This window comes from Alteromonas sp. ABM1_013, from assembly GCF_056160505.1.
Map to the genome: position 1 here is coordinate 791,239 of NZ_JBSWXH010000003.1, position 17,647 is coordinate 808,885.

General features: G+C 43.2%; 18 protein-coding genes. 16 read left to right on the forward strand and 2 right to left on the reverse strand.

Going from position 1 to position 17,647, the window contains the following annotated elements:
* The first annotated feature begins 20 nt into the window (after positions 1-20).
* Positions 21-494 (forward strand): c-type cytochrome, encoded by a 474-nt coding sequence (locus ACXAGK_RS11735; protein WP_474856375.1) that lies wholly within the window; start codon positions 21-23, stop codon positions 492-494.
* Between the two features lie 221 nt (positions 495-715).
* Here ACXAGK_RS11735 and ACXAGK_RS11740 read toward each other — a convergent pair whose 3' ends face one another.
* Complete coding sequence (locus tag ACXAGK_RS11740; protein ID WP_474856376.1) at positions 716-2,347, reverse strand: FMN-binding glutamate synthase family protein; 1,632 nt, start codon at positions 2,345-2,347, stop codon at positions 716-718.
* Positions 2,348-2,678: 331 nt separating this feature from the next.
* On the opposite strand from ACXAGK_RS11740, the gene ACXAGK_RS11745 reads away from it, so the two are divergent.
* From ACXAGK_RS11745 to bfr (ACXAGK_RS11755), 3 genes are all read left to right on the forward strand, one after another.
* On the forward strand, positions 2,679-4,250 hold the full coding sequence (locus ACXAGK_RS11745) for a cation:proton antiporter domain-containing protein (protein ID WP_474856377.1): 1,572 nt from the start codon (positions 2,679-2,681) through the stop codon (positions 4,248-4,250).
* Between the two features lie 134 nt (positions 4,251-4,384).
* Positions 4,385-4,861: a bacterioferritin gene (bfr, locus tag ACXAGK_RS11750; protein ID WP_014949586.1), complete on the forward strand. Its 477-nt coding sequence runs from the start codon at positions 4,385-4,387 to the stop codon at positions 4,859-4,861.
* Entirely contained in the window at positions 4,861-5,328 is a 468-nt protein-coding gene (gene bfr / locus ACXAGK_RS11755) for a bacterioferritin (protein ID WP_014979359.1), read from the forward strand. The genes bfr (ACXAGK_RS11750) and bfr (ACXAGK_RS11755) overlap by 1 nt, the downstream gene beginning before the upstream one ends.
* Before the next feature lie 157 nt (positions 5,329-5,485).
* On the opposite strand, the gene ACXAGK_RS11760 is transcribed toward bfr (ACXAGK_RS11755), so the two are convergent.
* Complete coding sequence (locus tag ACXAGK_RS11760; RefSeq protein ID WP_474806676.1) at positions 5,486-5,965, reverse strand: hypothetical protein; 480 nt, start codon at positions 5,963-5,965, stop codon at positions 5,486-5,488.
* Between the two features lie 229 nt (positions 5,966-6,194).
* Here ACXAGK_RS11760 and ccoN point away from each other — a divergent pair, with 229 nt between their 5' ends.
* The 12 genes from ccoN (at position 6,195) to ACXAGK_RS11820 (ending at position 17,635) form a co-directional block, all read left to right on the forward strand.
* A complete protein-coding gene (gene ccoN / locus ACXAGK_RS11765; protein WP_014949589.1) occupies positions 6,195-7,628 on the forward strand; it encodes a cytochrome-c oxidase, cbb3-type subunit I in 1,434 nt (477 codons plus the stop codon).
* 15 nt (positions 7,629-7,643) lie between these two features.
* Positions 7,644-8,249 (forward strand): cytochrome-c oxidase, cbb3-type subunit II, encoded by a 606-nt coding sequence (ccoO, locus tag ACXAGK_RS11770; RefSeq protein WP_014949590.1) that lies wholly within the window; start codon positions 7,644-7,646, stop codon positions 8,247-8,249.
* A gap of 1 nt (position 8,250) precedes the next feature.
* On the forward strand, positions 8,251-8,412 hold the full coding sequence (locus ACXAGK_RS11775) for a cbb3-type cytochrome oxidase subunit 3 (protein WP_014949591.1): 162 nt from the start codon (positions 8,251-8,253) through the stop codon (positions 8,410-8,412).
* 16 nt (positions 8,413-8,428) lie between these two features.
* Positions 8,429-9,382, forward strand: a complete 954-nt coding sequence (gene ccoP, locus ACXAGK_RS11780) for a cytochrome-c oxidase, cbb3-type subunit III (RefSeq protein WP_156078388.1) — start codon at positions 8,429-8,431, stop codon at positions 9,380-9,382.
* A gap of 230 nt (positions 9,383-9,612) precedes the next feature.
* Complete coding sequence (locus ACXAGK_RS11785; RefSeq protein WP_474856378.1) at positions 9,613-10,092, forward strand: FixH family protein; 480 nt, start codon at positions 9,613-9,615, stop codon at positions 10,090-10,092.
* Complete coding sequence (locus ACXAGK_RS11790; protein ID WP_474856379.1) at positions 10,092-12,542, forward strand: heavy metal translocating P-type ATPase; 2,451 nt, start codon at positions 10,092-10,094, stop codon at positions 12,540-12,542. Before ACXAGK_RS11785 ends, ACXAGK_RS11790 begins: the two co-directional genes overlap by 1 nt.
* A 1-nt stretch (position 12,543) precedes the next feature.
* Entirely contained in the window at positions 12,544-12,774 is a 231-nt protein-coding gene (gene ccoS, locus ACXAGK_RS11795; RefSeq protein ID WP_474806666.1) for a cbb3-type cytochrome oxidase assembly protein CcoS, read from the forward strand.
* Positions 12,761-13,420: a sulfite exporter TauE/SafE family protein gene (locus ACXAGK_RS11800; RefSeq protein ID WP_474856380.1), complete on the forward strand. Its 660-nt coding sequence runs from the start codon at positions 12,761-12,763 to the stop codon at positions 13,418-13,420. Before ccoS ends, ACXAGK_RS11800 begins: the two co-directional genes overlap by 14 nt.
* A gap of 45 nt (positions 13,421-13,465) precedes the next feature.
* Complete coding sequence (gene fnr, locus ACXAGK_RS11805) at positions 13,466-14,206, forward strand: fumarate/nitrate reduction transcriptional regulator Fnr (RefSeq protein ID WP_474856381.1); 741 nt, start codon at positions 13,466-13,468, stop codon at positions 14,204-14,206.
* A 290-nt stretch (positions 14,207-14,496) separates the two neighbouring features.
* A complete protein-coding gene (gene uspE / locus ACXAGK_RS11810) occupies positions 14,497-15,420 on the forward strand; it encodes a universal stress protein UspE (RefSeq protein WP_474806660.1) in 924 nt (307 codons plus the stop codon).
* A gap of 235 nt (positions 15,421-15,655) precedes the next feature.
* Complete coding sequence (gene ttcA, locus ACXAGK_RS11815; RefSeq protein ID WP_474806658.1) at positions 15,656-16,609, forward strand: tRNA 2-thiocytidine(32) synthetase TtcA; 954 nt, start codon at positions 15,656-15,658, stop codon at positions 16,607-16,609.
* Entirely contained in the window at positions 16,610-17,635 is a 1,026-nt protein-coding gene (locus ACXAGK_RS11820) for a patatin-like phospholipase family protein (protein ID WP_474856382.1), read from the forward strand.
* The last annotated feature ends 12 nt before the right edge of the window (positions 17,636-17,647 follow it).

Sequence of the window (17,647 nt, forward strand, 5' to 3'; positions counted from 1 at the left end):
AAACGTGTGAGGGGAACGATATGAAAACAACAATAACAGTTTTAGCAACGCTTTTACTTTTTGCTTGCGACCAAGGGCCAAAGTCGCCTCGCGGCTTTAGCCTACCTGAAGGTGACATGAAACAAGGTTATCAGGTATTTAAAAAGTATCAGTGCCAAGACTGCCATAGAATAGCTGGGGAAAAAGAACCAGAAGACGCGCAATATTTAGTGGCAAAGCCCATTCCACTAGGTGGAAGTAGCGGTCGAATTAAGACATATGCAGAGTTAGTTACCAGCATCATCAACCCTTCACACAAGCTTACACCTCGTCAACCTGCCAGCTTTACCAGTGAAGATGGGGTTTCATTAATGCGGGTTGTAAATGACGAGCTGACGGTATCTGAACTTATCGATTTGGTTGCATACCTTCAGCCTAAATATAAAGTAACGCCTTACAGAACAAGTGACTACCGCTTATACCAATTGCGTATTCCCGAAAAGTCCAACGAGTAGCAGTACCATAACTAGTTGGTAACAACCACTAAGCCAGGCTTACAAATTGCTATTGAGTTGTAAACCTGGCTTAGTGGAATTTTTTGTTGCGTGTTTTATGTTGCCCGGTTCACGTAGCGCTGTCTTATTGATTCACCAACAAGGTTACTAGCTTAGCAAAAAATTCCGAGCACAGGACTTCTATCCTGCAAACCGGTCATGTCCTTACACACAAGTAAACACTAAGACACGTCCTTCGTCTCTTTTTCTATTTCAGCTAACAGACTACACGGCATAAAGCTTTGAGCGTTTGCTTCTTTTAAATGAAGTTTAAACCTATCGGGTACATCGTCAGTGAGAAAGCTTCCGGTTTTAACCAGCGGGAAAATTTCGTCATAACGGGCAACATTGCATTGATCAACCCGTCTAAAAATATGGGTACGATTTAGTTCACTGGTTTTAATATGGCCGGTTGACGATAAGATATCCATCAACGCATGAATAGTCTTTTTATGAAAACGGTACACGCGTTCATACTTATCTTCAACGTTTAAACCTTTTGCTAACTTAGGGTCCTGAGTAGCCACACCGGTGGGGCATTTATTTGTATTGCAGGATAACGATTGTACACAACCCAGTGCCAGCATCATCCCCCTGGCGCTGTTACAGATGTCTGCTCCCAAGCTCAAATTTTTGGCTAACTGAAAGGCGGTAATGATCTTGCCTGAAGCAATTATTTTTATTTTGTCACGTAGACCAAAACCTGTAAGACAATCGTCTACAAAAGCGAGTGCTTCACGAAGTGGAAAGCCAATAGAATTGGTATATTCAAGGGGTGCAGCTCCCGTTCCGCCTTCGCCGCCATCAACCGTAATAAAGTCCGGTGTAACACCTTTTTCTACCATGGCCTTGCACATAGCGATGAACTCGCTTTTCCTGCCAAGGGCGAGTTTAATTCCCACCGGTTTGTACCCACTTAACTCTCTAAGCTGGCTAATAAAATCAACCATTTCTAACGGCGTCGAGAAAGCTTTGTGTCTAGGTGGAGAATCGACTTGAGTACCAGGTTCAACGCCTCTGATCTCGGCTATTTCTGGGGTATTTTTATATGCAGGAAGAATACCGCCATGCCCAGGCTTAGCGCCTTGGCTCAGCTTTATTTCTATCATTTTTACGTTTTCAAGATTGGCTTTTTCTTTGAATAAATCAGGTTCGAAACCGCCGTCCTTAGTTCGGCAGCCAAAGTAGCCCGTACCGATTTGCCAAACAATATCGCCCCCGTTTTCAAGATGATACGGGGTCAACCCGCCCTCGCCCGTGTTATGGTAGAACTTACCTTTCGCAGCACCTTTATTGAGCGCCAAAATAGCATTTTTCGATAAACTACCAAAGCTCATGGCGCTGATATTGAGCACACTAGCGCGATATGGTTTCTTACAATGGGGGCCTCCTACCAAAACGCGAGGGTCTTCATCCATATCCTCTACTTCTCTAGCAGATAGAGAGTGACCAATCCATTCATAACCATCTTTATAAGTATCTAGTTGAGTGCCGAAAGGTACCGTTTCTCTACTATTTTTTGCTCGTTGATAGACAATAGAGCGAAACATGCGGGAAATAGGCGTACCGCCAGTATCTGTCTCTATGATGTATTGCTGGATGTAAGGTCTTAAACCTTCTACTGTCCACCGTACTCTGCCTATGAGTGGGAAGTTTTTCAAAATGGCATGTTGTGTTTGGAAGGCGTCGTAAAGACCAAAAATTAATAAGGTGACAGATAGAAGTAAAAACCACCACACCGGCGCCCATAACAAGCCAATAATCACATTAAAGGCGACCAGTAAGGTGAGTATGGTTAAAATAGTTAAACGCATTAAGAGTCCTTCTTTAATTCGGCCATATTCAAGCTAGATAATATGCCTATAACCCTTTTCAATACACCTCAAACCAAAAACTAGATTCAATTTAAAGCTAAATGATTGATTTAAAGTTTTTATTTATACAACCAGTTCTAAAATAAGATAGGTTACGCGTTACCTTTTTATTACTATACGATCGTTTTTTAGCTGCGAAAACAAGTCATTACATGCTAGTCTACAAGCATCAATTTAGTGAGTTTACCTACTATCTGTAAATAGTGGGTTATAGATAATGTGACCTGTTAAGGGTAACGGATTTTACGTTCAACATTTCGAAAGGTAATTCATGGAGTATGCATTTCTTCTTTTCGCATTTATATGTGGCTTATCGGTAAAACTAATTGGCATTCCTCCTCTTGTCGGCTATTTGGTAGCAGGTTTTCTATTAAACTTTGCAGGTTATACACTCACTGAAGATTTAACCCAAATAGCCAATTTGGGTATTACTATTATGCTATTTACTATCGGCTTGAAACTTAATATCCGTGACTTGAGCCGTCGTGAAGTTTGGGCAGGTAGCATTTCCCATACGCTAATATGGGTAGGTGTAATAACTTGTTGCGTTTATGTCATTGGCGCAGTTGCCGCCAATTTCGTTGACGGTCTTACTTGGAAAAGCGCAGCGCTTATCGCATTTGCACTTAGCTTTAGCAGTACGGTCTGTGTTGTTAAAGTCTTAGAAGAAAGTGGCGAAAGTAAAACCCGCCACGGCCGTCTAGCCATAGGCATTTTAGTTATGCAGGACGTTTTCGCTGTCACCTTTCTTGTAGCAGCTACAGGAAAGCTTCCTTCGGTTTGGGCACTGGCGCTACTTGCGTTGTTCCCTGCAATGCCTATTATCAATAAAATGATTAATAAATCCGGGCACGGTGAATTGCTCCCGCTTACCGGTTTTATTCTCGCGCTCGGTGGCTATCACTTATTTGAACTGGTGAATATCAAAGGCGATTTAGGCGCACTTATCTTTGGTATTATGCTGGCGCAACACGAGAAAGCGTCTGAACTTGCTAAGTCACTACTTAGCTTTAAAGATCTTTTCCTAATTGGTTTCTTCCTTACTATCGGTCTTACCGCCCTTCCAGACCTTAGTATGATTGTACTTTCGCTCGTGTTCTGTCTGTTTATACCGTTAAAAGCTGCACTGTTTTTTGGCTTATTTACTTCCCTGCGCCTTCGGGGGCGAACTGCGTATTTAAGCAGTTTAGTGCTTTCAAATTATAGCGAGTTTGGGCTTATTGTCGGTGCACTGGCAGTTTCCCTAGGGCTGTTAGAAAACACCTGGCTAGTGGTTATTGCTTTGGCCGTTTCCATCTCATTTGTGATTACCAGCGTGCTTTATCGTAATTCACATTCTCGATATCACAAGCATAAGCACACCATTAAACGTTTCGAGAAAGAAGAACGTTTAAAAGAAGATATTTATCCGACACTTCATAATGCAGAATTCTTAGTGTTAGGCATGGGACGTGTTGGACGCGGTGCTTTTAATGCACTATCCAAATTAACCGGTGTTAACGTGTGGGGAATGGATGCCGATCGCGTAAAAGTAAAAGAAATGGCAGATGAAGGCTTTAATGTAATTTGCGGCGACGGTGAAGACGTAGATTTATGGGATAATCTAGATATCAAGCAAGTAGAGCTTGTCCTTCTTGCTTTACCTTCTATTCAAGATTCAATCAACATTACGCGACAACTCAAAAACGCAGGTTACACTGGCAAAGTTGCCGCTATAGCCCGCTATGAAGATGAAGTTTCTCATCTTTTAGAGAACGGCGTTGATAAAGTGTTTAACTTCTTTACTGAAGCAGGGCTTGGTTTCGCGGAAGAAAGTCTTGCTTACGCCCACGCGCAACGGTAATGCTGTTCTAAATGCGAACAATGGATAAATTGAGAAACGTTATCGTTTGTAAACAACTGTTTTAAAAAGACTTTTTTGACAAACTCACTCATCTAGACTAAACTTCACGCAAATACGTTAATAGGGTTTACACAATGCAAGGTGATAAACAAGTTGTTGCGAAATTGAACGAAGTACTGACAAGTGAACTTACTTCGATAAATCAATACTTTCTGCACGCTCGTATGTTCAAAAACTGGGGTTTTTCTGAACTTAACGAAAAGAATTATAAGAAGTCTATCAAAGACATGAAACAAGCGGACGATCTCATCGAGCGCATTTTATTTCTTGAAGGCCTTCCTAACCTCCAAGCATTAGGCAAGCTATATATCGGTGAAGATACCGTTGAAATGCTGTCATGTGATGCGCGTTTTCAAAAAGAACAGCTTCCACTACTTCGTGAAGCTATCGCGCTATGCGAAGAGAAACAAGATTATGTTTCTCGTGACCTCCTTGAAGATCTTCTTGAATATGAAGAAGAGCACCTGGATTGGATTGAAACGCAAGAATACCAAATTGATGCGATGGGTATAGAAAACTACCTACAAGCGCAAGTAATGGGAGATGACTAATGAAGGGTAACCAAGCAATAATCAATGGCTTAAACGAACTACTCTCTTATGAGTTAGCGGCCATGGATCAGTATTTCATTCACTCTCAGATGTATCTTGATTGGGGGTTGAACAAGCTATATGAACGTATCGATCATGAATTTGACGATGAACGCGGTCACGCCACTAAGCTAATTGAACGCATGCTGTTTCTAGAGGGTACGCCTGACATGACAAAGCGTACTGGCTTTAAAGTAGGTAAAGACGTACCTGAAATGCTCGAGAGCGATTTGCGTGTGGAATATGAAGTTGACGCAAAATTGCGTGAAGTTATCGCGCTTTGTGAAACTGAAAAGGACTATGTGACCCGTGATATGCTTATTGTGCTGTTAGACGATACAGAGATGGATCACGCACACTGGTTAGAACAGCAGCTAGGTCTTATTAAACGCCTAGGACTTCAAAACTATTTGCAGTCGCAGATGTAAGGTATATGCCTAACGCTTCGGCGTTCAGTTACTATTTAATAAATAGGCCGCCTAATCTTCGAATTAGGCGGCCTTTTTTACATATGTCTTGTAACACGCTATTAGCTTCACAGCTTTGGTTGCAGACTTTCGGTTTATATAAGTGACAATTTTTTAATTACTGTTGGGTGACAAAATACAGATAGCTAGGGCTATCCATACCTTCTACATTCAGTCGCAACTGCCACTTCATCACGGGTTCACTACAACTACCCAACATAAACCAGCCTGACCACTTTCCTTCACCGTCAGTATCTAACAGCACGGGAATTTTGCCCATATACATATTTACGCCTTCAATCCACGCGCTCTCAATATTCTTCCCTTCGGGAATTATCAGTTTAACTGTAACCGATTCTTCGGGTTCTGGCATGGTTGAAAAGGATGCTATCGCAAGCTTTTCATCAATTAAGAATTCGCAAGTTTCATTGACAAAGTTGCAGCTATTTCCTATTCCATTAACAACGCTCGTGTCTTTTAGCGCCGATGACTGGAATTTATGTGCAAGGTATACACACACAGCTACAACAATAATAGCCACTAACGGAAGCTGTGAATGTAAAATTTTTGATCGTTTATTGTTATCGTTATTTAGCATTTCTTAAATTTTGTGTATTTCTTCATTGATGGAGATCAAGCTTACGTAGTTTATGGTATCTTTTTGTAATTAAAAACCTTATCATCCGCGTACCAACTGGCTTGGAGACAATAATTATTACTCTTTCCGAGCTCGGTGTGAAGCGTTATTCCTTAGCTGATACACGTCTCGACCGTACTATTCCGGCAGTTGGAGACCATAGTTCATTTGAAGTGGAAGATTCATTAAAATGAGTGAAATAAGCCAAGCACAACCTGACTACAATTATAAAGTAGTTAGGCAATTTACCATCATGACCATAGTCTGGGGTATCATTGGTATGGGCCTAGGGGTATTTATTGCCGCGCAATTATTTGCACCTATGCTTAACTTTGACACACCATGGCTAACATTCTCACGTTTGCGTCCGTTGCACACTAATGCCGTTATTTTTGCCTTCGGCGGCTGTGCGCTATTTGCAACGTCGTACTACATCGTTCAGCGTACCTGCCAGGTAAGACTGTTCAGTGACAAACTTGCCGCATTTACCTTTTGGGGTTGGCAAGCCGTTATCGTTTTAGCTGTTATCACCCTGCCTATGGGTTTAACAAGCTCAAAAGAATACGCTGAACTAGAATGGCCAATTGATATCCTTTTGGCACTGGTTTGGGTCGCTTATATCATTAACTTCTTCGGAACCCTAGTAATCCGTAAAGTTTCGCACATTTATGTTGCAAACTGGTTCTTAGGCGCGTTCATGTTAACTGTTGCAATTCTTCATATTGGTAACAGCATGGCTATTCCGGTATCTTTCACTAAATCGTATTCATTGTATGCAGGCGCAGTCGACGCTATGATGCAGTGGTGGTACGGCCATAACGCGGTAGGCTTTTTCCTAACTGCGGGCTTCCTTGGTATGATGTACTACTTCGTACCTAAGCAAGCTGGTCGCCCGGTTTATTCATACAGACTTTCAATTGTTCACTTCTGGGCACTTATCTCTCTGTATATCTGGGCTGGTCCTCACCACCTTCACTACACTGCCCTACCAGACTGGACTCAGTCACTAGGTATGGTGATGTCTATTATCCTATTCGTTCCATCTTGGGGTGGTATGATTAACGGTATTATGACGCTATCTGGCGCGTGGCATAAACTTCGCACCGACCCAGTATTGCGTTTCCTTATTGTTTCATTGTCTTTCTACGGTATGTCTACCTTCGAAGGCCCAATGATGGCAATCAAGACCGTTAACGCACTTTCTCACTACACTGACTGGACAATTGGTCACGTACATTCTGGTGCTCTAGGTTGGGTTGCAATGGTTTCAATTGGTTCAATTTACCACTTAATTCCAGTGCTATTCGGTCAGCGCGCTATGTATAGCACTAAGCTAGTTAACGTACACTTCTGGTTCGCAACTATCGGTGTTGTTCTATACATCGTAGCAATGTGGATGTCTGGTGTATTACAGGGTCTAATGTGGCGTGCAGTAAATGCTGACGGTACGTTAACCTATAGCTTTGTTGAGTCATTAGAAGCGTCTAAACCTTTCTATGTGGTTCGTTTCATTGGTGGTTGTTTCGTGGTAGCAGGTATGCTTGTTATGGCATACAACACATGGAAAACCGTTCGTGCACCTAAAGGCAGTATCGCTGCAGATCCAGCGACTCAGCCAGCGTAGTAAAGGAGACGAATAATGAAAAACGCACATGAGTTAATTGAAAAAAACGTCGGTCTGTTAACGGTATTAATCCTTATCGCTATCAGCTTCGGTGCCATGGTTCAAATTACGCCGTTGATGTTTCAACAGCAAACCATGGAACCTGTAACAGGTCTACGTCCGTATACCGCGCTTGAGCTTGAAGGCCGTGATATCTACATCCGTGAAGGTTGTGTAGGTTGTCACAGCCAGATGATCCGTCCATTCCGCGCTGAAACAGAGCGTTATGGTCACTATAGCGTTGCTGGCGAATCAGTATGGGAGCACCCTTTCCTTTGGGGCTCTAAGCGTACTGGTCCTGACCTAGCACGAGTTGGTGGTCGTTACAGCGACGAATGGCACCGAGTTCACCTGCTTAATCCTCGTAACGTGGTACCAGAGTCGAATATGCCAGGTTTCCCTTGGCTTGCGGAAAACACGCTTAATGGCGAGTTAACAGCTGAAAAAATGGAAGTATTCCGTGGATTTGGCGTTCCGTATACCGACGAAGATATTGCGGGTGCGAAAGCGGCAGTACAGGGCAAAACGGAAATGCAGGCCCTTATTGCTTATCTACAATCTCTTGGCACACATTTGAAATAATATGGACCAGGGAATTGTAGGCAGCATTTTTACTGTCATCGTCTTTGTAAGCTTCATCGGTGTTGTGTGGTGGGCGTTTAGCAGCCGCAACAAGAAAAAATTCGATGAAGCTGCAAACCTAGTGTTTGCAGACGAAGAAAAAGAAAAATCAAAAGAAGATTAGCAGGAGTCTCGAACTCATGAGTATGTTTTGGACAATTTGGATTTCAGTGATAACCCTAGGGTTAATCATTGGTTGCTACTTCCTTCTTCGCTGGTGCCTTTCTAACAAGACTGGCGTAGCTGAAGGTGAGTCAATGGGCCACGAATTTGATGGTATTGAGGAGTTGAATAACCAACTTCCTCGCTGGTGGACAATTATGTTCTACATGACCATCGTTTGGGGCTTTTTATACCTAGCGCTTTATCCTGGCCTAGGTGCGTATGAAGGTATTTTGGGCTGGAAGAGCTCTAACCAAAATATTCAATCGCTAGAAGAGTCAGCTCAGGCGCGTATTGACGCTAAAGAGCAAGGCTACCTAGTAGAATATGACCGTGAACTAGATTTCGCTGCCGAGAAGTTCGATCCGATCTTTGAAGCGTATGCAAAAGTTCCTGTTGAAGAACTGGCTAAAGACCCAGAAGCAAATAAAGTAGGTCAGCGTTTATTCCTACAAAATTGTTCTCAGTGTCACGGTTCTGATGCACGTGGTCAAAATGGCGGCTTCCCTAACCTAACGGACAACGACTGGTTGTACGGTGGTTCAGGTGCGAAAATCGTTGAAACTCTTACGCTTGGTCGTAAAGCAGCAATGCCAGCATGGCTTGACGCTATGGGTGAAGACGGTATCGAGGAAGTCGTTAATTACGTACTTAGCCTAAGCGGTCGCGATGTTGACCCTCAGCTTGCAGAAGCAGGTAAAGCACGTTTCGCAGCGTGTGCGGCTTGTCACGGTATGGACGGTAAAGGTAACCAAGCACTTGGTGCACCAAACCTTACCGACAACATCTGGCTTTACGGCGGCAGCCACAGAGCAGTAACAGAAACGCTTACTTACGGTCGTAACGGTGTAATGCCTTCATTCAAGAAAACCTTGGGTGATGACAAAATTCACGTTGTTGCAGCGTATGTATACAGCCTTTCAAATGATTAATGATTTAAATCATTAAATATCTTAAAAAGCCTCGTTACTACGGGGCTTTTTTTATGAGAAAATACAGCAATATAGACAGTGTCATTACGTACAAATTTACAGCGCTGTCGATGCAAATTACCTACACTATATTTATTGTTATTATGCAGTTCGAATATATTTGTTCACGAGTAATAATAGATATGTTGTTAGCGACCTTGCTAGTGAAGTAAATACGAGAAAAGATTTCGATGAATAGACCCTGGTATAAAGAATTCTGGCCCTGGTTTTTAATTGCGGTTCCTATTATTACCCTGATCATGGGTGGCGTGTTGTTAAACCTTGCTATTTCTACCGAAGATAGCCTTGTGGTAGACGATTACTACAAAGAAGGTAAAGCAATTAATGCACGTCTAGACAAAGAGGCAATCGCCCGCCGTTTAAATATTACTACCGATTTAACCATTGAAGATGGCAGCATAGCGCTGCAATTTCACTCGGGCATTCCTCAAGAAGGTAATGCTGTTAAATTGAGCTTTTATCACGTAACGCTTGAAGAGCGTGATGTCAGCGTTTTACTAAGTCGAGATGCCAACGGTATTTATCGCGGTTTTATTGAAGAAAACCTAGACGGTAAATGGCGCTTATCGCTCACTCCTATTGATGATAGCTGGAAAATTCAAAACACCGTCTATCTACCCCATTCTGGAAAAATGAAGTTCAATCCATAATGGCCAATCACGATTGTTACCATTGTGGGCTTCCTGTGGCAGCCGCAGACGATGGGAAGTTCACTACTGTCATATTGGGGCAACAACGCGACATGTGTTGCCCTGGCTGCTTAGCCGTTGCAGAAGCTATTGTTAATAATGGTTTAGAAGACTATTACCAGTTTAGAACAGAACCTGCGCAAAAGTCTGACGATGGGATTTTGGAAACCTTAGATAAACTCAAGGTGTACGACGACCCTTCCCTTCAGGAAGAGTTCGTGTTTGAAGAAGGGCAAGATAAGCAAATTCAGCTAACCCTTGAGGGTATTACATGCGCTGCCTGTGGCTGGCTTATTGAAAAGCAATTATCGAAAGTTGAAGGCATCAAGCAAGTAGCTGTAAATGTTCAAGAGCGTCGGGCTTTAGTTACTTGGTCACCGTTTCAAATTAAACTTAGCCAAATTCTTTCTACGCTAAAACGTATTGGTTATGTTGGGTCGCCATTTCATCCTGATGAGCACGAAGCCAGTTATAAACGCGAGCAAAAAACTTTCCTCAAGAAGTTAGGGCTAGCAGGTATTATGACCATGCAGGTTATGATGCTGATGACGGGGCTGTATTTTGATTGGTTTGGCGCCATTGAGTTAGAGACCCGCCAATATTTTTATTGGGTCGCCCTTACACTCACTACCCCGGTTGTACTGTATTCTGGTAGCACCTTCTATGTCGGAGCCGCTAAAGCGCTAAGCGCTAAAACAGTTAATATGGATGTACCTGTTACGCTTGCCATATTCGGTACCTATATTGCCGGTATTCGTTCTACCGTATTAGAGCAAGGCGAAGTGTATTTCGAATCCATTTGTATGTTTATTTTTCTGCTGTTACTCAGCCGATTCTTAGAACATCGCAGTCGTCATCGCGCCGCACAGATCTCTGCCAATATGATGCAGTATGTTCCTGTGTCAGCGACTAAATTAATGCCAGATGGCAGCGTTACTGAATGTCTAGCAAAGCAGCTAAAGGTACACGATGTAGTGCTGGTTAAGCCTGGTGAAACCATCCCCATTGATGGGCTGGTTACAGAGGGTAACGCTGCGGTTGACGAATCTATGCTAACGGGTGAATTTAACCCAGTACGAAAGTCAGATAACAGCACTGTATATGGCGGTACCGTATGTCAGGACGGTAGCCTTACCATTACGGTTACGCAAACACTTAAAAATGCGCTGGTAAATCAAATTGTAAGGCTTCAAGCAAGTGCGATGGCGAGCAAGCCCAAGGCTGCACAGATAGCCGATAATTTCTCTAGATACTTTGTGACCGCTGTATTATTGATTTCAGCGTTAACTTACACCTTTTGGGCTTATAACGGCAGTGATGATGCGTTTTGGATCACCATTTCCGTGTTGGTAGCAACCTGTCCTTGCGCCCTAGGGTTAGCCACGCCATCAGCGCTCACTTGCGCTATGGCGAAATTAAACAGACAAGGTATTTTGCTAAAGCGTGCCGATGCTCTTGAGCAAATCACTGGCATTGACACTATCGCACTCGACAAAACCGGTACGCTGACACAAGGTAAGTTCACTATATCAAACGCCTGGTATGCTGACGGCGTAGACAGCCAAAGCGCGCTATCAATCGCCCGCGCCCTAGAATCTCGCTCTGAACACCCTATTGCTAAAGCCTTTAGCGACAAAAAAGCCTTTAGCGGTAATAAGGACTTTAGCGGTGATAAAACGTCAAGCGGCAACACCGTACACAAAGTGACAAATTTCACGGTCACGCCAGGTGGCGGAATTAGCGGTGAAATTAATGACACGCTTTTCTCCATGGGCTCAGCAGCGTTCAGTGTTCACGAATCACAGCAATCGTTTATCGAGCGCTATCCCTCGGCTAACGTATTTCTTACTGTCAAAGGCCGTATTATGGCGGCTTTTGAAGTTCGTGACTCACTGCGTGACGATACCCAAGAAACCCTCGATATATTGGCAAAAAGTCATACCCTCGCTGTACTAAGCGGCGATACACAGCAAAACGTTGATTCCCTCACCAAACCTTTACCAATTTCTACCGCTAAAGGGGGCCTTACCCCAGAGCATAAATATGAAGCGGTTCAAGCTATGCAGCAATCTGGCTCAAAGGTTATGATGATGGGCGATGGTATTAATGACGCCCCTGTTCTTGCAAGTGCTGATGTAGCGATAGCGGTAGGTAATGCTACAGATGTTGCGAAAACTGCAGCCGACGTGATTTTGCTTGGCGATCAGCTGCTTTCTGTGCCAGAACTCATTCGAACTGCGCATCAAGTGAAGCAAAAAATAAGACAAAATATTGGTTGGTCGGTAGGTTACAACGTTTTGATCTTACCTTTCGCCGTATCTGGCCTACTTTCGCCGTGGATGGCGGTTGTTGGCATGTCATTAAGCAGTATCATAGTAGTGACAAACTCTACGCGACTTCTGGGCAAATAGTATGAGCATTATTTACGTTTTAATTCCAATCGCCATCATTATAGTAGCCGTCGCTATCGTAATATTCTTTTGGGCGGTTAAAACTAATCAGTTTGAAGATTTAGACCGTCAAGGTTACAGCATACTGTTTGACGATGATCTTCCGCCCGAAGAAAAAAAGCTCGCTGAACAACGCAAGCAACTTCAGAATACTAAAGTAGAGAAAAACCAAGGGCAGCATGGAGGGGATTAATTACTTCTCAGCTTTTCTTATCGGCTTAGCGGGCGGTGTTCACTGCGTGGGCATGTGCGGCGGTATAGTGGCAGCGCTAAGAATGGTGTCACCAAAAGGTGCTTCAGCAGTGCCTTACGCCCTAGCCTATAACATGGGGCGCATAGCTAGCTACACCATTGCTGGCGCACTGACCGGCGCACTTGGCAAAATTGCAGCAGACTATATTCCTCTGGCCAATTATGCCCTGTCTTTACTCAGCGGTATTATGTTGCTGTTGTTGGCCTGTTATTTAGGCAAATGGTGGACAGGGTTAACGGTGTTAGAAAACGCAGGCAAAGGTTTATTTTCTAAACTGCAGCCGTTATCTAAGCGTTTTTTACCTTTCAAAACCCCTTTTAGTGCTATTCCTTATGGGTTTATTTGGGGCTGGTTGCCTTGTGGATTAGTGTATTCAACACTTACTTGGTCTTTAGCGGCGGGGAATGCATTGCAGGGCGCTGCCATCATGTTTTTCTTCGGTTTAGGTACTTTGCCAACGCTACTCGCAGCAAGTGCAGGCAGTCAGTATATTGTTAGCAGTTTTCAAAACAATAACGTTAGACAAATAATTGCCGTAATAATGGCCATTTATGCGGCTTATCTTATTCATGGCGCAATCGTTTAAAAATGGGTGTATCATTATTGGGTAATCTTCAAAAGAGCATGTATTATGAGCAAAGGAAGCCAATTTTCTATTCACTGTCAAAACTGTAGCTTCAGTCACTTGTGTTTACCGGTGGCGCTGAACAAAACAGAAATCGAGTCTCTTGACGATATAATTGAGCGCAAAAAGCCGCTTCACAAAGGTGATACGCTCATTCAAACTGGCGATAAATTTCGTTCGCTTTTCGCCGTTAGAACTGGCTCTTTCAAATCATTTGTAACCAACCAAGAAGGTGAAGAGCAAATCACCGGCTTCCACTTCCCTGGTGATATTATTGGTTTCGATGCCCTGCGGGAGAATAAACATCAAAGCTACACTTCTGCGCTAGAAACCGCCATGGTGTGTGAGTTGCCTTATGACACACTAGATGAGATGTCTGTGCAATTTCCCAAGCTTCGCCATCAGATCATGAGCTTTATGAGCGCAGAAATTAAACAAGATCACGACATGATCATGCTTTTAAACAAGCGTACGGCGGAAGAGCGTTTATTGTATTTCATCTCACACTTATCTCAGCGCTTTGAAGAGCGTGGCTTCTCGCACAGAGAATTTCACCTAACTATGACCCGAAACGAAATCGGCAACTACTTAGGCTTAACGATAGAAACCATTAGTCGCCTATTAAGCCGTTTTCAGAAAGAAAACATTATCAAAGTAGACGGTAAATTGATCTCTATTTTGGATTTTGATCGGTTAAATACCAAGTTGGAGGCGTTAAATGGCCCTAGCGTAGTCTGTAACGGTTAATTTATTCTTCTGTTATCTTTAGCGCGCTACATGCGCGCTTTTTAGTTTTAATCTTTAAAATTTCACTGTATTCCCTCACTGAGTAACACGATATCCATCCATTGGGCGTTAAAGCTCCCGTAACATTCGAATTGGCCCTTTTTTTATCAACGAATTATTTACGCCTTGATCCAAAACAACTCACGTTTTTCCAAATGTCGTTTATAGTTAATGTAAATGGTTTATATAAACTGTTTTGAAACAATATCGATGTCGACAGCCATACAAAGCTTTGTAGTTGAGGAGACGTTATGATTGAGTGTAAACGAATTCTTGCCGTGGTGGACGCGGAACGCGACAACCAGCCTGCCCTAAGCCGTGCCTATGAACTTGCGTCAAAAACCGGCGCCACGGTTACCGCTATGATGGTGGTATATGATTTGTCTTACGATATGACAACCATGCTTAGCCCCGACGAACGTGAATCAATGCGCGATGCCGTTACAAAAGAGCACGCCAAATGGTTATCTGCCCAGCTAAAAGAACAAGGCTTTTCAGAGACCGATATTGTGGTTGAGTGGAACAACCGTGCTTATGAGTCGATTATTTATTACGCCCTTAATAACCAAATCGACTTGGTGGTAAAAGCCACTAAAAAACATGACGACCTTGCCTCAGTAATCTTTACCCCTACAGACTGGCATCTAATGCGCAAGTGCCCACGCCCTGTACTGCTCGTTAAAGAACACGACTGGCCAGAAGGCGGTGAAATTATAGCTGCAGTAAACGTAGGCAGTGAAGATGATGAGCATGCTGCACTAAACGACAAGCTTACGATAATCGCTAACGATTATGCCTCTTTGCTAAAAGGTAACGTTAATTTAGTGAATAGCTACCCTACAACTCCACTTAACATTGCCATTGAAGTGCCAGAGTTTGACCCTGATACGTATCACGATGCGGTAAAAAATCATCATATGAAAGAAATGCGTAGTCACGCGCTGAAATATGGTATTCCAGAAAATAAATGTGTGGTGAAAGAAGGCTTGCCTGAAAAAGTTATCCCGCAAGTGGCTAAAACACTCGATGCCGAGTTAGTTGTAATAGGCACCGTGGGACGGGTTGGTATTTCGGCGGCGCTTATTGGCAATACTGCCGAGCACGTTATTGATGAACTAAATTGTGACGTACTTGCGATTAAGCCAGATGGGTTTGAATCACCGATAACCGTGTAGTTAACGACTTAATTTCGTTTAAATACCAAGTCACTTGGTGGCGACAAATGGCGAATCGGCGATGGGCGTTTTTCATGAAAAAAAACTGCGCATTTAGCAGTTAATGCTGAAAGTTGATCATACACGCTTAAATCAATACTTAACGCTTCTCGATAAATTTAACAACACAGCCATAGTCTCGAAAAGGCGCTTTAATGTATAATGGCGCCTTTATCACAAACCAAGCTAGTTAATTATGAGTTTAGGCACAAGCAGTGCTGATGCGCCGACGTTAAACGCCGCGCAAAGTAAGCAAAAGTACAACTTCAACAAACTTCAGAAACGACTTCGTCGCAACGTGGGTAAGGCCATTGGCGATTTCGGTATGATTGAAAACAACGACAAGGTTATGGTGTGTTTATCGGGAGGTAAAGACAGCTATACCATGCTTGATATTTTATTGTTTTTAAAGAAGATTGCGCCTATTCATTTTGATATTATTGCGGTAAATCTTGACCAGAAGCAACCTGGTTTTCCTGAACATATCTTGCCCGAGTATTTAGACAGCATAGGCGTCGATTACAAGATTGTAGAAGAAGACACCTACTCTATTGTTAAAGACAAGATTCCTGAAGGGAAAACGACTTGTTCGCTTTGCTCTCGTTTGCGCCGTGGTATTTTATACCGCACAGCGAAAGAACTAGGCGCGACGAAAATTGCATTAGGTCACCACCGTGACGACATGCTAGAAACGTTTTTCCTGAATATGTTTCACGGTGGTAAGCTGAAATCTATGCCACCAAAACTGGTTAGCGATAACGGCGAGCATATTGTCATTCGTCCACTGGCCTACTGCAGCGAAAAAGACATTGAAAAATATTCTCAAGCCGCTGAGTTCCCAATTATTCCTTGTAACCTGTGTGGTTCACAAGAAAATCTTCAGCGCCAGAACATAAAAGCAATGCTTCAAGACTGGAACCGCCGTTTCCCAGGTCGTATTGAATCAATGTTCCGTGCGCTTCAAAACGTGGCCCCTTCACATCTTGTAGATAGTAATCTTTATGATTTTAAATCTATCGTCACTCAAGATGGCCCCGTTGCAGATGGTGATATAGGATTTGATGAACCTTCTTTTGCTACAGAAAATAGCGCAGATCTCAGTGATGAAGACAATGCTATCGAAGTAGTAAATATTATGGAACCAAAGTAAATGAAAATTGGACTGGCGTTAGGTGCCGGTGCCGCAAGGGGCTGGACACACATTGGTATAATTGAAGCATTGGAAAAGCTTGGCGTTAAAATCGACGTTGTTGCTGGTTGCTCTATTGGCGCCTACGTTGGTGCTGCCTACGCAAGTGGTAAGCTAGAAGGTTTAAAAGAATGGGCCTGTTCACTTAGCGACTGGCAGGTACTTGCTCTTATGGGTGTTGGATTAAGACGTGGCGGTATTGCCAGCGGACAAAAAGTTTTCGACAAACTTGCTAGCGAGTTTTGTGAATCTACCTATGAAGATATGCTTAAACCTTTTGCGGCTGTGGCAACTGACCTATATACCGGACGTGAAGTGGTATTTAATTCAGGTCCTATCGGCGATACCATTCAAGCGTCATGCGCTATTCCAGCGCTCTTTGCCCCCGTTGCTCATGGCGATCGATGGCTAGTGGATGGCGCTGTTGTTAACCCTGTACCGGTGAACTTGTGTCGTCAATTAGGGGCTGATTTTGTGATTGCGGTTAATCTTAACGCTGATTTTCGCCCGCTTCGGTTGGAAAAGTTAAGGCAAGACCACGAAGAAAACCAACGTAAAACCGAAGACTTTTTTACTAAAAGCCAAAACGTATTGCGCCAATGGTTTTCGCCAGACAGTAAAGATGACAAAACGTCAGATGAAAATGAAGAGCAACTTCAAGTCAATGCTTCTGAAGATTTGAATACCGAAGAAAGCATAGCCTCTGATGTTATTGAAAAAGTAGAAGAAGAATTTACTGAAGTGCCTGCAAAGGTGAATAAGCGCAACCCGCCAGGAATTATGAGTGTAATGAGCAGCTCACTTGAAATACTTCAAGCTCGTGTTACTCGGTCTCGTTTAGCCGGCGACCCGCCAGATATACTAATAGAACCTCAGCTGACTGATGTAGGTATTATGGAGTTCCATAGGGCAGAAGAACTTTGCGCAAAAGGCGAAGAGACCATAGCGCGAATTGCAGAGCAAATTAGGTATCAGTTACTAACCTGATACCTAATTGTT

Bases quoted from the DNA above. Each gene is read 5' to 3' on its own strand.
- ACXAGK_RS11820 (WP_474856382.1), top strand. From the start codon at position 16,610: ATGAAAATTGGACTGGCGTTAGGTGCCGGTGCCGCAAGGGGCTGGACA.
- bfr (WP_014949586.1), top strand. From the start codon at position 4,385: ATGCAAGGTGATAAACAAGTTGTTGCGAAATTGAACGAAGTACTGACA.
- ACXAGK_RS11740 (WP_474856376.1), bottom strand. From the start codon at position 2,347: ATGCGTTTAACTATTTTAACCATACTCACCTTACTGGTCGCCTTTAAT.
- ACXAGK_RS11760 (WP_474806676.1), bottom strand. From the start codon at position 5,965: ATGCTAAATAACGATAACAATAAACGATCAAAAATTTTACATTCACAG.
- bfr (WP_014979359.1), top strand. From the start codon at position 4,861: ATGAAGGGTAACCAAGCAATAATCAATGGCTTAAACGAACTACTCTCT.
- ccoO (WP_014949590.1), top strand. From the start codon at position 7,644: ATGAAAAACGCACATGAGTTAATTGAAAAAAACGTCGGTCTGTTAACG.
- uspE (WP_474806660.1), top strand. From the start codon at position 14,497: ATGATTGAGTGTAAACGAATTCTTGCCGTGGTGGACGCGGAACGCGAC.
- ccoP (WP_156078388.1), top strand. From the start codon at position 8,429: ATGAGTATGTTTTGGACAATTTGGATTTCAGTGATAACCCTAGGGTTA.
- ACXAGK_RS11800 (WP_474856380.1), top strand. From the start codon at position 12,761: ATGGAGGGGATTAATTACTTCTCAGCTTTTCTTATCGGCTTAGCGGGC.
- fnr (WP_474856381.1), top strand. From the start codon at position 13,466: ATGAGCAAAGGAAGCCAATTTTCTATTCACTGTCAAAACTGTAGCTTC.
- ACXAGK_RS11785 (WP_474856378.1), top strand. From the start codon at position 9,613: ATGAATAGACCCTGGTATAAAGAATTCTGGCCCTGGTTTTTAATTGCG.
- ACXAGK_RS11735 (WP_474856375.1), top strand. From the start codon at position 21: ATGAAAACAACAATAACAGTTTTAGCAACGCTTTTACTTTTTGCTTGC.
- ACXAGK_RS11745 (WP_474856377.1), top strand. From the start codon at position 2,679: ATGGAGTATGCATTTCTTCTTTTCGCATTTATATGTGGCTTATCGGTA.
- ACXAGK_RS11775 (WP_014949591.1), top strand. From the start codon at position 8,251: ATGGACCAGGGAATTGTAGGCAGCATTTTTACTGTCATCGTCTTTGTA.
- ccoN (WP_014949589.1), top strand. From the start codon at position 6,195: ATGAGTGAAATAAGCCAAGCACAACCTGACTACAATTATAAAGTAGTT.
- ttcA (WP_474806658.1), top strand. From the start codon at position 15,656: ATGAGTTTAGGCACAAGCAGTGCTGATGCGCCGACGTTAAACGCCGCG.
- ACXAGK_RS11790 (WP_474856379.1), top strand. From the start codon at position 10,092: ATGGCCAATCACGATTGTTACCATTGTGGGCTTCCTGTGGCAGCCGCA.
- ccoS (WP_474806666.1), top strand. From the start codon at position 12,544: ATGAGCATTATTTACGTTTTAATTCCAATCGCCATCATTATAGTAGCC.